General features: G+C 37.1%; 16 protein-coding genes. 5 read left to right on the top strand and 11 right to left on the bottom strand.

All coding sequences use genetic code 11. The annotated features are described in order from the left end of the window. Positions 1-48 precede the first annotated feature (48 nt). Complete coding sequence (locus IEV85_RS09200) at positions 49-780, bottom strand: LiaF transmembrane domain-containing protein (RefSeq protein ID WP_188462541.1); 732 nt, start codon at positions 778-780, stop codon at positions 49-51. Between the two features lie 1387 nt (positions 781-2167). Further along, positions 2168-5443, bottom strand: coding sequence for a PDZ domain-containing protein (locus IEV85_RS09195; RefSeq protein WP_188462539.1), 3276 nt, complete (start codon positions 5441-5443; stop codon positions 2168-2170). Between the two features lie 313 nt (positions 5444-5756). Between IEV85_RS09195 and IEV85_RS09190 the strand changes: the two genes are divergently transcribed. From IEV85_RS09190 to IEV85_RS09180, 3 genes are all read left to right on the top strand, one after another. Then, entirely contained in the window at positions 5757-6335 is a 579-nt protein-coding gene (locus IEV85_RS09190; protein ID WP_188462537.1) for an RNA polymerase sigma factor, read from the top strand. Continuing rightward, positions 6322-7041: a hypothetical protein gene (locus IEV85_RS09185; RefSeq protein ID WP_188462535.1), complete on the top strand. Its 720-nt coding sequence runs from the start codon at positions 6322-6324 to the stop codon at positions 7039-7041. Before IEV85_RS09190 ends, IEV85_RS09185 begins: the two co-directional genes overlap by 14 nt. 139 nt (positions 7042-7180) lie before the next feature. Continuing rightward, on the top strand, positions 7181-8347 hold the full coding sequence (locus IEV85_RS09180) for an outer membrane beta-barrel protein (protein WP_188462533.1): 1167 nt from the start codon (positions 7181-7183) through the stop codon (positions 8345-8347). 75 nt (positions 8348-8422) lie between these two features. On the opposite strand, the gene IEV85_RS09175 is transcribed toward IEV85_RS09180, so the two are convergent. The 7 genes from IEV85_RS09175 to IEV85_RS09145 all read right to left on the bottom strand — a co-directional run bounded on the left by IEV85_RS09175 (position 8423) and on the right by IEV85_RS09145 (position 14666). Next, positions 8423-8920: a hypothetical protein gene (locus IEV85_RS09175; RefSeq protein WP_188462531.1), complete on the bottom strand. Its 498-nt coding sequence runs from the start codon at positions 8918-8920 to the stop codon at positions 8423-8425. A gap of 144 nt (positions 8921-9064) precedes the next feature. Further along, complete coding sequence (locus IEV85_RS09170; protein WP_188462529.1) at positions 9065-9931, bottom strand: substrate-binding periplasmic protein; 867 nt, start codon at positions 9929-9931, stop codon at positions 9065-9067. 54 nt (positions 9932-9985) lie between these two features. Further along, complete coding sequence (locus IEV85_RS09165) at positions 9986-10678, bottom strand: tetratricopeptide repeat protein (RefSeq protein WP_188462526.1); 693 nt, start codon at positions 10676-10678, stop codon at positions 9986-9988. 5 nt (positions 10679-10683) lie between these two features. Further along, positions 10684-12102 carry a tRNA nucleotidyltransferase/poly(A) polymerase-related protein gene (locus IEV85_RS09160; protein ID WP_188462524.1) on the bottom strand — a complete coding sequence of 473 codons (1419 nt, stop codon included), beginning with the start codon at positions 12100-12102 and terminating at the stop codon, positions 10684-10686. A gap of 206 nt (positions 12103-12308) precedes the next feature. Continuing rightward, the gene (locus IEV85_RS09155; protein WP_188462522.1) at positions 12309-12914 is read right to left on the bottom strand and encodes a bifunctional nuclease family protein; all 606 of its coding nucleotides are present in this window, start codon (positions 12912-12914) and stop codon (positions 12309-12311) included. 13 nt (positions 12915-12927) lie between these two features. Then, positions 12928-13884, bottom strand: coding sequence for an electron transfer flavoprotein subunit alpha/FixB family protein (locus IEV85_RS09150; RefSeq protein ID WP_188462520.1), 957 nt, complete (start codon positions 13882-13884; stop codon positions 12928-12930). A 44-nt stretch (positions 13885-13928) separates the two neighbouring features. Next, positions 13929-14666 (bottom strand): electron transfer flavoprotein subunit beta/FixA family protein, encoded by a 738-nt coding sequence (locus IEV85_RS09145; protein WP_188462518.1) that lies wholly within the window; start codon positions 14664-14666, stop codon positions 13929-13931. A 137-nt stretch (positions 14667-14803) separates the two neighbouring features. On the opposite strand from IEV85_RS09145, the gene IEV85_RS09140 reads away from it, so the two are divergent. After that, a complete protein-coding gene (locus tag IEV85_RS09140) occupies positions 14804-15124 on the top strand; it encodes a tetratricopeptide repeat protein (RefSeq protein WP_188462516.1) in 321 nt (106 codons plus the stop codon). A 45-nt stretch (positions 15125-15169) separates the two neighbouring features. Here the strand turns inward: IEV85_RS09140 and IEV85_RS09135 are convergent, their stop codons facing one another. Both IEV85_RS09135 and IEV85_RS09130 read right to left on the bottom strand, forming a co-directional pair. Continuing rightward, positions 15170-15901 (bottom strand): class I SAM-dependent methyltransferase, encoded by a 732-nt coding sequence (locus IEV85_RS09135; RefSeq protein WP_188462514.1) that lies wholly within the window; start codon positions 15899-15901, stop codon positions 15170-15172. A 135-nt stretch (positions 15902-16036) separates the two neighbouring features. Beyond that, entirely contained in the window at positions 16037-16435 is a 399-nt protein-coding gene (locus tag IEV85_RS09130; protein ID WP_188462512.1) for a DUF779 domain-containing protein, read from the bottom strand. 13 nt (positions 16436-16448) lie between these two features. Between IEV85_RS09130 and IEV85_RS25060 the strand changes: the two genes are divergently transcribed. Continuing rightward, complete coding sequence (locus IEV85_RS25060) at positions 16449-16577, top strand: hypothetical protein (protein ID WP_262892139.1); 129 nt, start codon at positions 16449-16451, stop codon at positions 16575-16577. Positions 16578-16620: the final 43 nt, after the last annotated feature.

The raw sequence follows: 16620 nt of genomic DNA, 5'->3' as shown, positions 1-16620 counted from the left end.
AACGTTATAATATAATTTTAAAATCGAACTCATGTTAAAGTAAGCTTCTTACTTTGACATAATTTCAAGGCTTCCAAAAGTAACTGAACCAGTAAGCTTCAGAATTTTGTTGGTAGCTTCTCCTGCAGGAGGAAATACTCTTTTGTCTTCCACAGAGGCAAAAGTATTACTGACATCGGTCTTCAGTTCCCAGTCAGATGGAATGAATAACTTAACTCCTCCAAAGGTTACTTCAAAATGTAATGTGGCATCCTCCTGCAATTCCACGCTGGATAAATCTATAAAAGCACTCCCAAAAGTAGATGAAACCTTACCACCTTTAAAATTCTTGGAAAGCATAATCCGTCTTACAGAACCAAATAAGGCCTCTGCTCTTAAAACATCACTATCATCAGCAAATTTATCTTTCCTTTTAGACAACTCCTGATCCAAAGCCCAATCGTCATTACTACTTCTCATATTCCTGATAAGAAGGAAATAAATTCCCAGAATAATAAGTGCCACCGGAATTACATATGTTTCATAACCGTAAGGCAGCCATCCTTCCCGCTTTAGCAGGAAAAAAGATCCTAGAAGCACTAGAAATAAGCCAAACCCATTGTTCATCCTATTTCTAACAAGAATAATTACTCCTACTACTATAATAATGACCGGCCATGTGAGCAATCGGGTAATATCAAAAATATCTAATCTTTCCAACAGCATAAAAACACCCACTGTTAAAAGAATGATACCTGCTGTTATGTTATTATTTCTAACACTCTGACTGTTCTTTTTCATAATTATTATCTAAAAAAATCACCACCAATTTACACATTAGTATTTAAAAAAGGCTAATAATTGTTAATAATCTATCATAAAATGCTTTCTATTTATATGGCATAAGAGGCTGTTTCAAAAGCAAAATTTTATGACAGCCTCTTTTTCTGATTTTTGATCAGGCCTTCAATATTTCATTGAATTTTAAGCTGCCCATGTTAAATTTTAGCTTAGATAGGTTAAAGTAAATAAGTGCGCAGTGTTTTAGGCTGTTCTCCTGGCAAGATTGTGTGCCCTAGCTATTAGTCCCATTTCAGTTTCTACCTTTTTGAGTACGGGAAGTTAATTGTGGTTTCCCTTCCTCTGTTGACCACCTCTACGAGGTTGTGAGCCTCACTCATTCCACCTCTAGCCATGCTTCGTGTCCCACGATGCATTTCATATTCCTAGTTTACTTGAATATGAGGTCACAGAATTTGACTGTAGTGTATCAGAGCTACCAGTCCCATCGGGACGAAACTATGGTAGCAATCAAGTGAAATAGGTTTAAAATCCTTTAGGGGTGACATTTCATATGAAAGTTGCTGAATATTGAGTTGTATAATGTCGTCCTTACAGGACTTTAAAAGTAGGGTGAGTTCATTATTACCATAATATCACCTCTACGAGGTTGTGAGCCTCGCCTCATTCCACCTCTAGCCATGCTTCGTGTCCCACGATGCATTTCATATTCCTAGTTTACTTGAATATGATATCACAAAACCTAATCATACTGTATCAAAGGTATCAGTCCCATCGGGAAAAAACTATGTAGCAATCAAGTGAAATAGGTTTAAAATCCCTTTGGGATGACATTTCATATGAAAGTTGCTGAATATTGAGTTGTATAATGTCGTCTTTACAGGACTTTAAAGTATGGTGAGTTCATTATTACCATAATATCACCTCTACGAGGTTGTGAGCCTCGCCTCATTCCACCTCTAGCCATGCTTCGTGTCCAACGATGCATTTCATATTCCTAATTTACTTGAATATGATATCACAAAACCTAATCATACTGTATCAAAGGTATCAGTCCCAGCCAGACGAAACTATGGTAGCAATCAAGTGAAATAGGTTTAAAATCCCTTAGGGATGACATTTCATATGAAAGTTGCTGAATATTGACGTGCATAATGTCGTCCTTACAGGACTTTAAAGTATAGTAATTTATTATTACCATAATACCACCTCTACGAGGTTGTGATCGTTACACACTTTACGTTAGCCAAAAAAGTGTCGAAACTTCTAATTAAGACTCTATAGTTAATTATTTCACTTATCCTGTGATTAGAAAAAAAAATAATATTTGGTCAAAAAAATAAGAGGCCAACCTTTTGAGACAGCCTCTTACTTTTATTTTAATTAATCAATTTCCTTCATCATACCCTTCAGGCCTTTTCCACCTTACAGGAGCTTTGGGCTCAGGCTTTATTTTAAATTCATTGTTTTTCAGTAACTTCATCGCTTCCTCTACTGCACGCTCCAACTGCGGATCCTTGCCTTCTACCACTAGTTTTGGCGCTTGTATTACTTCAATATCAGGAGCCACACCTTCTCCTTCTACGGCCCACTCTCCTTCTGTATCATAAAATCCTCCGCGTGGTGCTACCATTCTACCGCCATCAATAAACCGTGGTGTATCCCAGGTGCCTACTAAGCCACCCCAGGTACGTGTGCCTACCAATGGCCCCAGTCCTTTTTCTTTAAACATATAAGGCAATAAATCTCCACCGGATCCTGCTCTTTCATTAATGATCATCACTTTGGGACCCCAAATGCCTGCAATTGGTGTGGTCCATGGTCGGTTATCATTAGCTTTGCTGTTAAAATAACCGAAAGGCTCACGAGCCATAATATCAATCATATAATCGGCTGCTGAACCGCCCCCATTGTTTCGCTCGTCAAGAATAACTCCTTTTTTATCCTGCTGGGAGAAGTAATACTTGTTAAAGCTGGTAAAGCCACCACCCCCTGTATTCGGGATGTAAACATAGGCTATTTTACCACCTGAAAGCTCATCCACTTTTCTTCTGTTTGATTCCACCCAGTCGATATAGCGTAACTGATATTCATTACTCACAGGCACTACAGTAACTTTTCTTGCACCAGTTAATGAGGGTGAACTATTTACTGAAATATTGATGGTTCTGTTAGCTGTTTGTGCTAACAATTCATAGATATTCTGAGGTGCTTTTAATGACGTTCCATTTATTGCTACTATATAATCTCCTTCCTTTACATTGACTCCAGGCATGCCTAGTGGGGCGCTAATTTCCGGATTCCATTGCTCTCCATTGTAAATTTTATCAATCTTATAAAAGCCATTTTCAATTTTAAAATCAGCTCCTAATAGGCCTACCGGCACTCTTTCCACCTCAGGCATATCTCCACCGGAAACATAAGAGTGGCCAATGGCTACTTCTCCACTTAAAATATCCACGAGGTAATTTAAATCCGTTCTGTGATGCACATATTTTAACCAGGGTTGGTACCAGGAATAAACTTTATCCCATGGAGCACCGTGTACATTATCCACATACAGAAAGTCTCTCATGTAACGCCAGCCTTCTTTAAATATCTGTGCATACTCCTCTGAGGGAATTACCTTTACTTTTGCAGACACCTGCAATTTATCATCAGTTTTAGGGCTATCTTTAGTACCTGTGATCATCCAACCAGACTTCCCTTTCAGTAAGGTGAATTGTCCGTTAGAAGAAACAACCATTTCACTCACTCCCTCCTGAAAATCCTTTGCTTCTTCTTTTTCTACATCATATTTATGCACCTTTAATCCATCCTGATTAGGAATTGCCTCAGCAATAAATATTTGCTTTTCAGTTCCAGCTTTTAAAAACTGGTAATTCCTGGAAGGTAAATCCAAAGCAACTACCCGCTTTTGAATACCCTCAAAGTCAATCTTTACAGGCTTAGCGGTTTCCTGCTTAGTCTCTTCTTTTCCCTTTTTGTTTTTCTTATTGTCCTGTGGCTCTTTTTTATCAGCATTATTTTCCTCTTGTCCTTCTTCATCTGTTTTAGGCAAATTAGGAGCTTTGCCTGAAGCACTAAGTACGAGGGCATATAAACTTCTATTTACAGACGGATCAAAAGAACTCATATCCAACCAGCCGGAATTCAGGCCGTAATCTGTGCTGGCCAGAAAGTATAAATACTCACCTGCCATATCCCAAACCGGACTAATAGCATCAGCAGTCCCCTCGGTAACCTGCTTACTCATTCCCGTTTGTGCATCATAAATAAAAATTGCTTTGAAATGGCTATCTAATTGTTTCTCATAGGCTAAATATCTGCTATCCGGTGACCACAAAGGATTCATCGTTCTGTTGGGATGCGCATACCTGTCAGTATCTACTTTCTTAACTTCTCCACTACTAAGGGTGATCAACCAAATGTTATAATCTGTATCCGTATAAGCAATATAGTCACCACTAGGAGACCAATCAGGCTTAAAATAGAAGGTCGGATTTTTTAATGCATAACTTTTTTGATTAGCCCCAAATTGATCGGATACCACCAGCTGATATTCTCCGCTTGCATCGGAAAACCATGCAATTTTATCTCCTTTAGGTGACCACACGGGATATCTATCTGCCACACCACTACTTTGGGTTATATTTCTCCAACTACCCTCTTCTTTCGGAAAAGTAAAAATTTCACCCCGGTGCTCAAAAATGGCACGCTTTCCATTGGGTGAAATATTAGGGTTACTCACATTATTTGCTGTCACATCTTCCCAGCGCTCTCTACCAAAGCTTAAGTCTCCCTGCACATTTATATTAAGTTGCTTAGCCTCATTATTCTCCGTATTTAATAAATGAAGATACCCACCCTGCTCATATGCAATCATCTTTCCGAATGCATCAAGACTTTTAACATCAAATTTTTTATGAAATGTCACTTGTTCCTCTTTGCCAGTTGAAAGATCGTAACTCCATATATTACTGGTATAGTCTCTTTCAGAAAGATAATATACCTTCTTACCTACCCAAACCGGGTCCAGGTGACGTTCCTTGTCCTTTTGGGGAGTATTTGTTAATTCATAGTTTTGAAGATTTACAATCCAGATTGGCATAGCTTGCCCACCTCTGTAATTTCTCCATTCAGGGTCCCACGAAGTAATTGGTGTATAAGCAATATATTGACCATCATCAGAAATTTCCCCATAAGCACCTCTTGGTATAGGTAAAGCTTCCGGCAAACCACCTTCTGTAGAAACAGTATATAATTGACTTGTCATAGTTGGTTTAGCCATTCTGGAAGATCTGAAAAGCACTTCCCCTTTGGGTGTCCAACCCTGCACCACATCATCTACAGGGTGAAAGGTAAGTCTTTTAGGTGAGCCACCGGATGACGGTATTATATAAACATCACTATTCCCATCATACTCAGCTGTAAAGGCGATCCACTTACCGTCAGAAGAGAAGTGAGGAGAAAATTCATATCCTACATTGGTTGTTAACCGAATGGCATCTCCCCCATTCAATGGCGCTTTCCACAGATCATTGGCATACACAAATACAACCTCCTTGTCAGAAAGCGTGGGTTGCCTGAGCAACATGGTGCCTTGTGCCACAACTTCCGTGAGGGAAAAAATTGATAGGCATAAAAGAAATATTTTTTTCATAAGCATTGATTAGTATAGTTTTGACCTATAATTTAAAAAATAACTTTGGTTAGCGATACCTTTTTTACATAGTTGGCTGAAATTAAAGAAGGAAATCACCTTTTAAAAGATTAAAAAAGACTCTATATATGAGCCGAGTTTGATTAGATTTGAAAATATTTCACTTTTTCAAAAACAAATTACACAAACCGACTAACTGATTTTCAACAACTTACATTTATATTAAAATTCTTACACAATAATTTTAAGTTTTTTAAAATATTCATGCAACCGATTAAAAACAACCTGCATCTTCCTTATGTAACCAGCTAAAATGAAATTATTTATCCGAAAATCTGTAAGCGAAGAAAGTTTGATAGCAGGGTGCATCAAACAGAAGGGCAGCGACCAAAAAGCACTGTTCGATAAGTATTCAGGAAGAATGCTTACCGTTTGCAGTAGGTACATAAAAGATAAGCTGGAAGCTGAAGGTGTAATGGTAACTGCATTTGTAAAGATATTTGAAAGGATTACTCAATACAGCGGAGAAGGAAATTTTGAAGGATGGATGAGAAGGATTATGGTAAACGAATCCTTAATGTACATCAGGAAACATAAAAGTATGTCCCTGAATATTGACATAGAAGAAGCGCATCATCTGCCAAATTTTGAAGCAGTTGAGGATCATTTGCAGGCAGAAGATTTGCTTCAGATGATCAGTGAGCTACCGGTGGGCTACAGAACTGTTTTTAACCTGTATGCCATAGAAGGCTATTCTCATAAGGAGATAGCAGAGCAGTTGAATATTAGTGAAAACACTTCCAAATCTCAATTAAGCAGAGCAAGAGCTCATTTACAAAAGTGCTTAGTGGATATGGAACAAGAAATAGAGATGAATCATGGAATCAAATAAGATAGACGAACTATTTAAAAAGAAACTGGAAAGGCACAGCCAGCCGGTTTCAGCAGATGCCTGGTCGGAGATTCGTTCTCAGATGAAGCAGAAAAAGAAGAGCAAGCCCATAGTGTGGTACGTAGCTGCAAGCGTTAGCCTCTTATTTTTAGTATCATTCGGAATCAGTACTTTTTGGAACAATCAACAGGAAAGCAACTTAGCTATTAATCCAATAAACCTGGATAAGGCGCAGAATTTGTCAGCAGAAGCGGAGGTTCCTGCCAAGCCTGAACTCATTAAAAAGAAGGAAGAAGCTTCTGAATCAGTAAAGCAACAAAATATAACACACTTCACTATTCAGAAACCTGCGCAACAGCTTGCCAACAATACTAAAACAAATGCATCTGATGCTGATAAAAATGCTGTTGTTCTTAATAAAATTTCAGGCAAAGGAGCAGATATATCTCTGCAACTAGCTGAAGTAACAACAATCAGGGTTCCTGATTTAGAAAGAAAAAGTGATATAAAAGTGGAAATGTACTATGAGGAAAATGAGAGCCTTGCTGCCTCATCCTCTACGCCAGCTCCACTCAATTCACTGAATAAAAGTGCAAGTAAACTTAAATCACTGGCCAGTGAACTTAGTTTAGCTGATTTGCGGTCTGCAAAAAATCAACTTTTTGCCTCCGCCTTTCAAACAAACAAGAAGTCGGTAAATAATTAATCAAATTAAAAAAAGGTAATGAAATAGCTTCAATCATCTTGTGGACTAACCGAACTGTAAAATTAATTTTAAAGGTGTCAGTTATAAAGCAATATAGATGAGAGGCTGTTCTATGCCATCACTTAAAAACAAATTAGACATGAAACGTATAAATCAAATCGCTTTAGTAATCGCGCTGGCACTATTGAGTTTGCCGGGCATGGCTTTCAACAGTAAATCTGATTCTTCAAAACTTGAGGGAATGAGCAGTGTAGCATCAGAACTAAATTTAGGAAAGGTATATAGTGTACGTATTTTCAAAAATACCACACGGGAAGAACTTGAAGAGTATAAACAGGATGCTGCTGAGAAAAACATAACAATAGTGTATGAAAACCTGCAAATAGTAGATGGGAAAATTGAGGCTATCAAAATGAAAGTGAATTGCAATGATGGTTTCTCAGGCGTAGTAACAGTAACGGAAATCCCCGCTTCAGGCATAGGCTTTATCAGAGATTACTCAGAAGATGCAGCAGTACCCTTTCAAATTGGTAAAGTATTCCAGAATACACCTGTTACTTATTCAGAAATGGAAGCAGAAGTAGAGGAGGAAGAAATGGAAGAGGAATCTAAATCCTGGGGTGATCAGTTTGAAGAAGGGTTTGATACCGCCTTTAACAAAGAAAGCAAAGTCAATAAAAAGAATAGAAAAGATAGATATTCTCATGAATTTGAGTTTTTGATAGGCTTAAATAATTACCTAAATGAAGACAATCAGTTTCCTGATAATGACAATGCTGTCTACAGTATAGATCCCATCACTTCCTGGACCTATGGAATTAACTCAGTACATGAAGTAAAAGTAAATCCTTATATCAGATTCAATTTCCAATTTGGTCTGCAATGGTACAACTTTGCGCTGGCAGACAACAAATATCAAATTGTGAAAGGTGAGCAGGAAGTGGGATTTATAGACACTTCTGTAACAAGACCAGACATCAATCCGGATAGAAGTAAAATGAACATCACTTATTTGAATGTAAACTTTGTACCAATGATTTATACAGGTAAAAGTAGCTCCTCATTCAGATTTGGTGCAGGACCTTACGCTGGATATAGAATTGGAAGCAAATCGAAATTCAAATATGACGATGATGGTAAGGATAAAATAAAGAACAACCTTCACTTAAACAACTGGAGATATGGCTTAAAAGCCCAGATTGGATGGAAAGGTGTTGACTTGTTTGCTACATACGATCTTAACCCGCTTTTCATAGAAAACAGAGGCCCGGAATTAAATGCATTCTCTTTCGGAATTATTTTCTAAAGGTTTATAATCTAAATATAAAAGGCTGCCCTGCATCAAGTAAGGCAGCCTTTTTTAATTAGAAAAAATAAGCATTTATGCTTTATAATTAATTTGCTGATATTCCTCTTTATTCAATTTTAAATCTCTTCTTATAGTTTGTAACTCAGGTCTGAAAAAAGAGGCATATAAAAGTAAGGCTGTAAATAAACCCATTATACCATTATGATAAGTACATGCAAAAGTAAAAATGATCAGTATCTGGTAAATAGCTAAACCTACATACTTAATTAAAGCAGTCTTTCTATACAAGGCTAACTTTTTTGTAAGATCTTTATCACGTGCAAGTGAATTATTCCTGTTCTTTACAAAAAAATGAAGGTACAATACTACTATAAATGCGAAAAAGGTAACAAATCCTAAGAAGTATATTTCCATTTGCTCACCTAAGCGCATTAATGGTGCATTACCATTTTCAGCTCTCAAAAAAGCAATGGCAAATAAAAACAACGGTGCTGCCAATAAAGCGTAATACTTCATTTGCAATGATTGGAAATAATTTCCCCAATGTTTAGAATCAAATTTTTCTTCCATTAAAAATTTTCTATAAAGTGGAATTCAAGAAAAGGAAAAATATAGTTCTTCTCCGAACAGTCTTAAACCTGTTTAGGAAATAGCTGAACTACAATTACTTTACAAGTAAAAATAAAGGCCATATTAGTAATACGGCCTTCTCAATTATTTTGCACTAGCGGCATCCAAGAGTTTAACAGCACTTAAACCTAAGTGGTTAACCAATATTTTTTTATATTCTGTTGAGTTTTTATAGCCTCCGTTAGCAGCAAAAAATTCATCCATTACCGGCTGCCAATCGCTGGACAAAGGCATAACAAAAGCAAATTCTTCAGAACCATCATCCCCAACTTCATGTCTTTTTAGTGGTTTTCTTTCTTTAACAGCATTCAGGTAGAAAGCCAGATCAAGGTAAGAAAATGATTTAGGATCTTCTAAAATCTTCTCTAACACTGCAGGACTGGAATTTACATATGATAACTCAAGCGTAGGATAAAAATCAGCTTTAATCTTATTTACCCTTTTCTCATTTAAAGTTCCTTTGGCTGTATAGGCTTTAAAACCTTTAAAAGCAGTAGCTATTTCACTTTTAGATTTCAATGTGGGCACATTACTATGTGTTACCAAAATGGCAAAATTTGTAATAAATGAAGGACTGAATTGAATTTCTCTTTTTCTGGCTTCCGTTACTGTTACGTTACCTAAACCAAAAACACCCTGCGATCCATTTTTAACACCATCGTACATTGCTCTAAAACTGCTACCATTACCAACATAACGGGCATTCATTTCAATACCATAATTCTGCCGAACAAACTGCATAAAATCATTCATAATATCTACGCAAACACCTGTAAGTTTTCCCCTTTCATCTTTGTAAACAAAACCAGGTGTTTCCACATAAGCAAAAGTGACCATGGCTTTCTTACTTTCTTTGGCTTTGGAGAAATTATCTCCCGATAAATTTTGGGCTGTGATTTCAGCAACAAAAGTTATTAATAAAAAAGATGCTACTAATAAGGAACGTATCATAATGTTTTATTAAATAAGTGATAATTAAATTGTTCTATCAATCTGTAAATAAAGCTATTCCTTCTTAGGATTCAAATTTTCTTTTGCTAAAGCGTAATTAGGGGCTAGCTTTAATGCATTATTGAAATATTTTTTTGCAGATTCCTCATTTCCCTGAGCACGAGCTATTAAACCTTGTAAATTATGAACCACCGCTTTAAATGGTGCTTCAATTTGCTCTCCTGAAGCATTGTTTACATATACCTGACTGCCTTCCACTATAGGTTTGCCTAACAGGAGCTCCGTATTGATCATTGCTTCATCATACTTTTTTAGATCATACTGTTTTTGGGCAATTTCAAAAAGAACAAAAGCATCATCAGAGATAGTATATAATTTCTCATACATCTTCAGAGACTGATCGATGGCGCCTAGCTCACTTAAGCTCTTTGCTCCTATCTGAAGCATCATTCTGTTCTGCGGGTTTCTGTTGAGGGCATCTCTACTTACCAGGGCTGCTGATGCATATTGCCTGAATTCAAAATACATGTATGCCAGCGAATCCAAATAAGAAAAATTAGAGGGCTCAAGAACTAGTAAATCGTAAATGGCATCTTTGGCAATAGCAAAATCATTATATTGAATAGACCTGCTGTATTTTGCTTTGGCCCTTTGAATGGCTTCCTGCTTAGCAGTATTTTCTGTCTGGCTATAGCCTACAGTACTAAATGCTACCATTAATGTGATAGCTAAAACAATTTTATTCATTTTTATCATGATGTTATGGTAAGGTTTAACTTTTTTCCTGCTTCTAGCATAAATTCGTAAGCTTCTTCACGGTTATTTTTTATTTTCCCGTCTAAAATAGCTTCTTTTATTTCATTTTTTATAATCCCTATCTCTCTACCCGGCTGTAGGTTGAAGGTCTGCATAATATCTTCTCCTGAAATAGGGGGTTGAAAGTTTCTTACCTGATCTTTCTCCTCCACTTCTTTCATTTTCTGCTCTACTAAATCAAAATTGGAAAGGTACTTTTGCACCCTTGCCGGATTTTTTGAAGTAACATCGGCTCTGCACAGGTTGAGTAAATCTTCAATGTCATCTCCGGCTTCAAACAGCAATCTTCGTACCGCATTATCTGTTATGTTATCTCTTACCAAAGGAATGGGTCTTAAATGCAGTAAAACGAGTTTTTGCACGTACTTCATTCTGTCATTGAGAGGCAACTTTAATCGTTGGAAAATTTTAGGCACCATTCGTGATCCCTTGTCTTCATGCCCATGGAAAGTCCAGCCTTGTTTAGCATGAAAGCGTTTGGTAGCTGGTTTAGCAATATCATGCAATATAGCTGCCCACCTTAACCAGAGATCCCCTCCCAATGAAGCCGTATTATCGAGTACTTGCAAAGTATGGTAAAAATTATCTTTATGCTTATGTCCGTTTTTCTCCTCTACACCTTGTAAATTAGTGAGCTCAGGAAAAAATTTATCAAGCAATTGCGCATGATAAAGCAGCTTAAAACCATATGAGGGGGTCTCAGAAAGAATGATTTTATTTAATTCATCCGTTATACGCTCCTGGGAGATGATTTTTAACCTTCCTGCATTCTTAATTATACTGTCGAAGGTATCTGCTTGAATATCGAAACCCAATTGGGAAGCAAAGCGAACTGCACGCATCATGCGTAAAGGATCATCAGAAAAAGTAACATCTGGAGCCAGCGGTGTACGTATAATCTTCCTTTTCAGGTCTTTTACGCCCTCAAAAGGATCAATCAGTTCCCCATAGGAAGACCCATTCAGGCTTATAGCCAAAGCATTTATGGTGAAATCTCTTCGATTTTGATCATCCTCCAGTGTACCATCTTCTACAATCGGTTTCCTACTATCTCTCTGGTAAGACTCCTTTCTTGCTCCTACAAACTCGTAATTGAAATCTTTATGGGTGATGCTTGCCGTACCAAAATTTTTAAATACCTGAACACTTTTATTGGCATTTAAAGTACTGGCAACCTTTTTAGCTAATGCGATGCCACTGCCCACACAAACAAAGTCTACATCCTTGGAAGGCCTTTTTAAAATAAGGTCTCTCACAAAACCTCCCACTACATAAGCCTCTATTCCTAAATCACTGGCGCATTGTTTTACAATTTCAAAAATTTTGTCTTTATCTAATACTTCCTTAAAATTCATTTGTAATTTCTTAGACGCCATGCAATCAATATGAACCCTGTTTAACCGACACAGGTTCATCATTCATTCAGATTCAAAGTTAGTACATTCTCCGGATTTGCAGGAAAGGTTTAAGTAGGAATTTAACTATATTTTGAAAACATTACATCGCAAAACTAAAAAAGCCGATTCAATGAACCGGCTTTCTAATAATATTTGTGGTAAAATTAATTTCTGCGATTTATTTCATCCCTGATTTTTGCTGCCATCTCATAATCTTCCGCGTTGATTGTTTTATCAAGCAGTTCATTCAACTTATCCATAGACATATCTTTCAATTTATCCATTGGCTGCTGAGATGAGCTTTTTGCTGTTTCCTTTTTAGGTTTTTTCAGTTCTGAAATATCGCCTTCCTGTGCTTCATCTGTTAGCACTATTCCCGCCTCAGACATGATCTTCTCATAGGTAAAAATAGGTGCATCAAAGCGAATACCTATTGCAATGGCGTCAGAAGGACGGGAATCTATCTCAATTTCCTCTAATCCGTTATCACAAACAATTTTGGCAAAAAACACACCTTCTTTTAAGTCTGAAATAATTATCTCTTTTACAGAATAATTAAAGCTATGCGCAAATGACTTAAACAAATCGTGTGTCATTGGCCTGTTAGGAACAATCTTTTCAATTTCAATGGCAATGGCCTGGGCTTCAAACATACCAATAATAATCGGCAGTCTTCTATTCCCCTCGGATTCGCCTAAAACCAAAGCAAATGAGCCGGATTGCGACTGGCTAGATGATAAACCTAATATTTCAAGTTTAATTTTATCCACGTTATCTACTCTCTTATTTTTGAGCAGCTTTTATAGCTGCCGTTAATTTTGGAACAACTTCGAATGCATCTCCTACAATACCATAATCTGCTGCTGAGAAAAATGGTGCTTCTGCATCTTTATTAATCACGAGAATGTTCTTTGAAGAGTTTACCCCGGCAAGGTGTTGAATAGCTCCGGAGATACCAATAGCAACATATAGTTGAGGAGAAACTTTTACACCTGTTTGTCCTACGTGCTCGTGGTGAGGTCTCCACCCTATATCAGAAACCGGTTTTGAACAACCCGTGGCTGCTCCCAAAGTTTTGGCTAATTCTTCAATCATACCCCAGTTTTCAGGGCCTTTCATTCCCCTGCCACCTGAAACTACAATTTCTGCTTCAGGCAACAGCACCTCTCCTGTAGCTTTATCCTGAGAAGTTATTTTTACAGCAAAATCTGCATCAGAAATAGTAGGCTCAAATTTCTCAACAGAGGCATCAGCACCATCTTCTTTCAATTCTACTGCATTCTTTTTAATACCTAATATTTTTTTATCAGTAGTGATATTTACATTGGCAAATGCCTTACCAGTATAAATGCTTCTCTTTACCTTAAAGCCGGCAGAAGTATCAGGTAAATCAGCTATGTTTGAAACAAACCCTGCTCCTATTTTAGCGGAAATACGTGCGGCAACAGGATCGCCTAATGACGATTTAGCCAGCACTAGTATATCAGCACCTTCTTTTTCCATTGCCTGGCTGATTACATTGGCATAAGCCTGAATAATACCTTTGTCCAACTTCTCATCTGCTACATGTAATACTTTTGAAGCACCTGCTTTTCCGGCTGCTTTTAAAGCATCCTCAGAAATAGTACCTATCGCAATGGCAGTAACATCACCTCCCATGGCTGCGGCATAGGATACTGCTTCCAAAGATGATTTTTTCAAAGCACCTTCAGCATGTTCTATAAAAACTAATATTGACATATCTTTCTATTTAATATTTTAATACTTAATTAGGGAATGTTGAATTATATGACTTTTGCTTCATTCTTTAATAAACGAACCAATTCTTCAACGTTATCAGCATCAATCATTTTTACTTCACCTTTTGCTGGCGGAAGTTCAAATTGTTCCAACTCTGCAGAAACTTCAGCGCTCACAGGCTCAATAACTTCCAGCTTTTTAGATCTTGCCGACATAATACCCCTCATATTAGGGATTTTCCACTCAGCTATTGGCTCCTGACAACCTGCAATAAACGGTAGGCTCAATTCTAAATATTCCTTCCCACCTTCAATTTCACGTGCTAATTTGGCCGTACTCCCTTCAATATCCAGTTTCATTACAGGAGAGATTGCCGGGATTCCCAACATTTCGCCCACCATTCCGTGAACCATTCCCCCGTTGAAATCGATAGATTCGCGCCCCATCATAATCAAATCATAATTAGCATTTTTTGCATGTTCAGCAATCTGCCTGGCAACGAATAATGAATCCGTAGGCTCTGCATTAATTCGGATGGCATCATCAGCGCCAATTGCCAAAGCTTTTCTTATTGTAGGCTCTGTTTCTGCTGTTCCAATGTTCAATACTGTAACAGTTCCACCACTTGCCTCTTTTAATTCCACAGCTCTCGCCAATGCATAATCATCATACGGACCGATGATAAATTGCACTCCGTTAGAATCAAATTTTTTATTGTTATCTGTAAAAGCAATCTTTGCCGTGGTATCCGGCACATGTGTAATGCAAACTAATATTTTCATATATCTAGCTGTATTTTAAAAGTTTATTAAGGTTTGACATGATTAAATCCTTAACATATTAAACTATATTAGTTATTAACTCATATCGATGCCCGAAGTTAAGTAATATTAAAAAAAATAAAAACCGAATTGACAGAATGAACCCAGAACGAATTGCCCAATTAGAAAAATTTAAAAAAGAATCGCCTGACGACCCATTTATTCTGTACGCTTTGGCTACCGAGTATAAAGAAGAGCAACCTGAAAAGGCCAAATTATTATTTGATGAGTTGCTGAATAGGTTTGAAAAATATATAGGCACCTATTATCATGCTGCAGCTTTATATGCAGAACACTTTGAAAGAGACAAGGCCGATGAGATTTACCAAAAAGGTATAAAAATGGCGCAACAGCTTAATGAGCACCATGCACTGAAAGAATTGAAAAATGCTTACACCAATTTTCAGTTTGAAGAATAACCAGACAGTTATGCGCTAACTGTTTAAAGGAGACATTGAAATTGATTACTTAATGGCCTCAACATAAAGGGAGCGATAATCTTCATTTGCCTCCGAAGGATATGTACCCTCAAAGGAAAAGTCTTCGCAATTACTTTGCTGAAAGTCACTTCTTTTAATACTTGCTTCCTTAAACCCGGCACGCATCAAATGTACTTTAATTGTTTCATAATCCCAGGCATTCTGATGAGCCAATGTGTTTTTACCTAACAGATTTGCCTGTCCATTTGGGGAGAGAAAATCTTCACGCATACATTCAAAAATTGTATAGTCGATATTCAGATTCTTTTTTGCCCGCTCCTTTCTTCTTTTAAACAATATATAATCTACATTCCCTTCCAGGTATTCTTTCAAACTCTTTTCGGCATCTGGCAGTATTAGCCTGAATGTACCTTTTGATTTCATCACTCTAAATATTTCATTAAATACCAATTGAGATTTAAATATACTCATGTGTTCAAATACATGGGAGCCATAAACACATTCTACGGATTCATTTTTTAGTGGCAAGCTTTCAAAATTTTGAAAGTTGACTACAATATCTCCTAAGGATTCATCAATATCAACTGTTAGCCAGCTCATATCTGGTTTTTTCCAGTTTGGCCCTGGCCCAAAGTTCAATTTGCATGAGCCTAAGTTTCTTATATCAGCCTTTGAAAGTTGATTTTTTACTGCAGATTTCTTCTTGTTTACCTCCAGATAAAAACTGTAACCTAATAAGTTGATGTTTTTTTTCATGCTTTGGCACTTTTAAATATCACTAAAATGCTAGATAACAATATTAGGTTAAATGTGTGCGGTAGTTTTAATTTTTTTTTTTTTAAAGCACTGATTAAACTGGCGATTTCGACTTTTAAATAGGTCTGATATGCTCTACTTTTCAAAATCCAAATACTCCTCTCCTGTAATTACTGGTTCAAGTGCTTCGTATTCGTCCGTAGTAAAAAGCCTTGATCGTATGATAAAACGGATGCCCATAGGTATTTCCAAAGAAAAGCTGGAGCCCCTGCCGGGTGTTACATCTAAAGTGAGATGCGTATGCTTCCAGTATTCAAATTGATCTTTGCTCATGAAAAAATCGCATCCATATACTTCTCCCATCCAAACATCTCCACCGCCTACCTTAAAATCGCCTTTTTCAAAGCACATAGGTGAAGAGCCATCGCAACAGCCCCCACTTTGATGAAACATCAGTTCTCCAAACCTGTCGCGGAGCTCATCAATTACTTCTATTGCCTGATCGCTTATGGATACACGGGTGGGTTTTGACATAATTTTTATTTTAATGAGTAGTGAGTACAGAGATTTAAGTAAAGAGTACAAAGATATAAGTACAGAGTACAAAGATGAGAGTACAAAGTACAGAGATATAGGCACAGAGTACAGAGATATAAGTACAAAGTACAGAGACTGAAGTACTGGGTACTAAGACTTGAGTACAGAAATTTTGTTGCAAA

The sequence above is a fragment of the Marivirga lumbricoides genome (genome assembly GCF_014636295.1).
In the GTDB taxonomy this organism is placed as follows: domain Bacteria; phylum Bacteroidota; class Bacteroidia; order Cytophagales; family Cyclobacteriaceae; genus Marivirga; species Marivirga lumbricoides.
The sequence above is the reverse complement of the archived record's forward strand: the minus strand, read 5'-3'. Positions and strand labels throughout refer to the sequence as shown.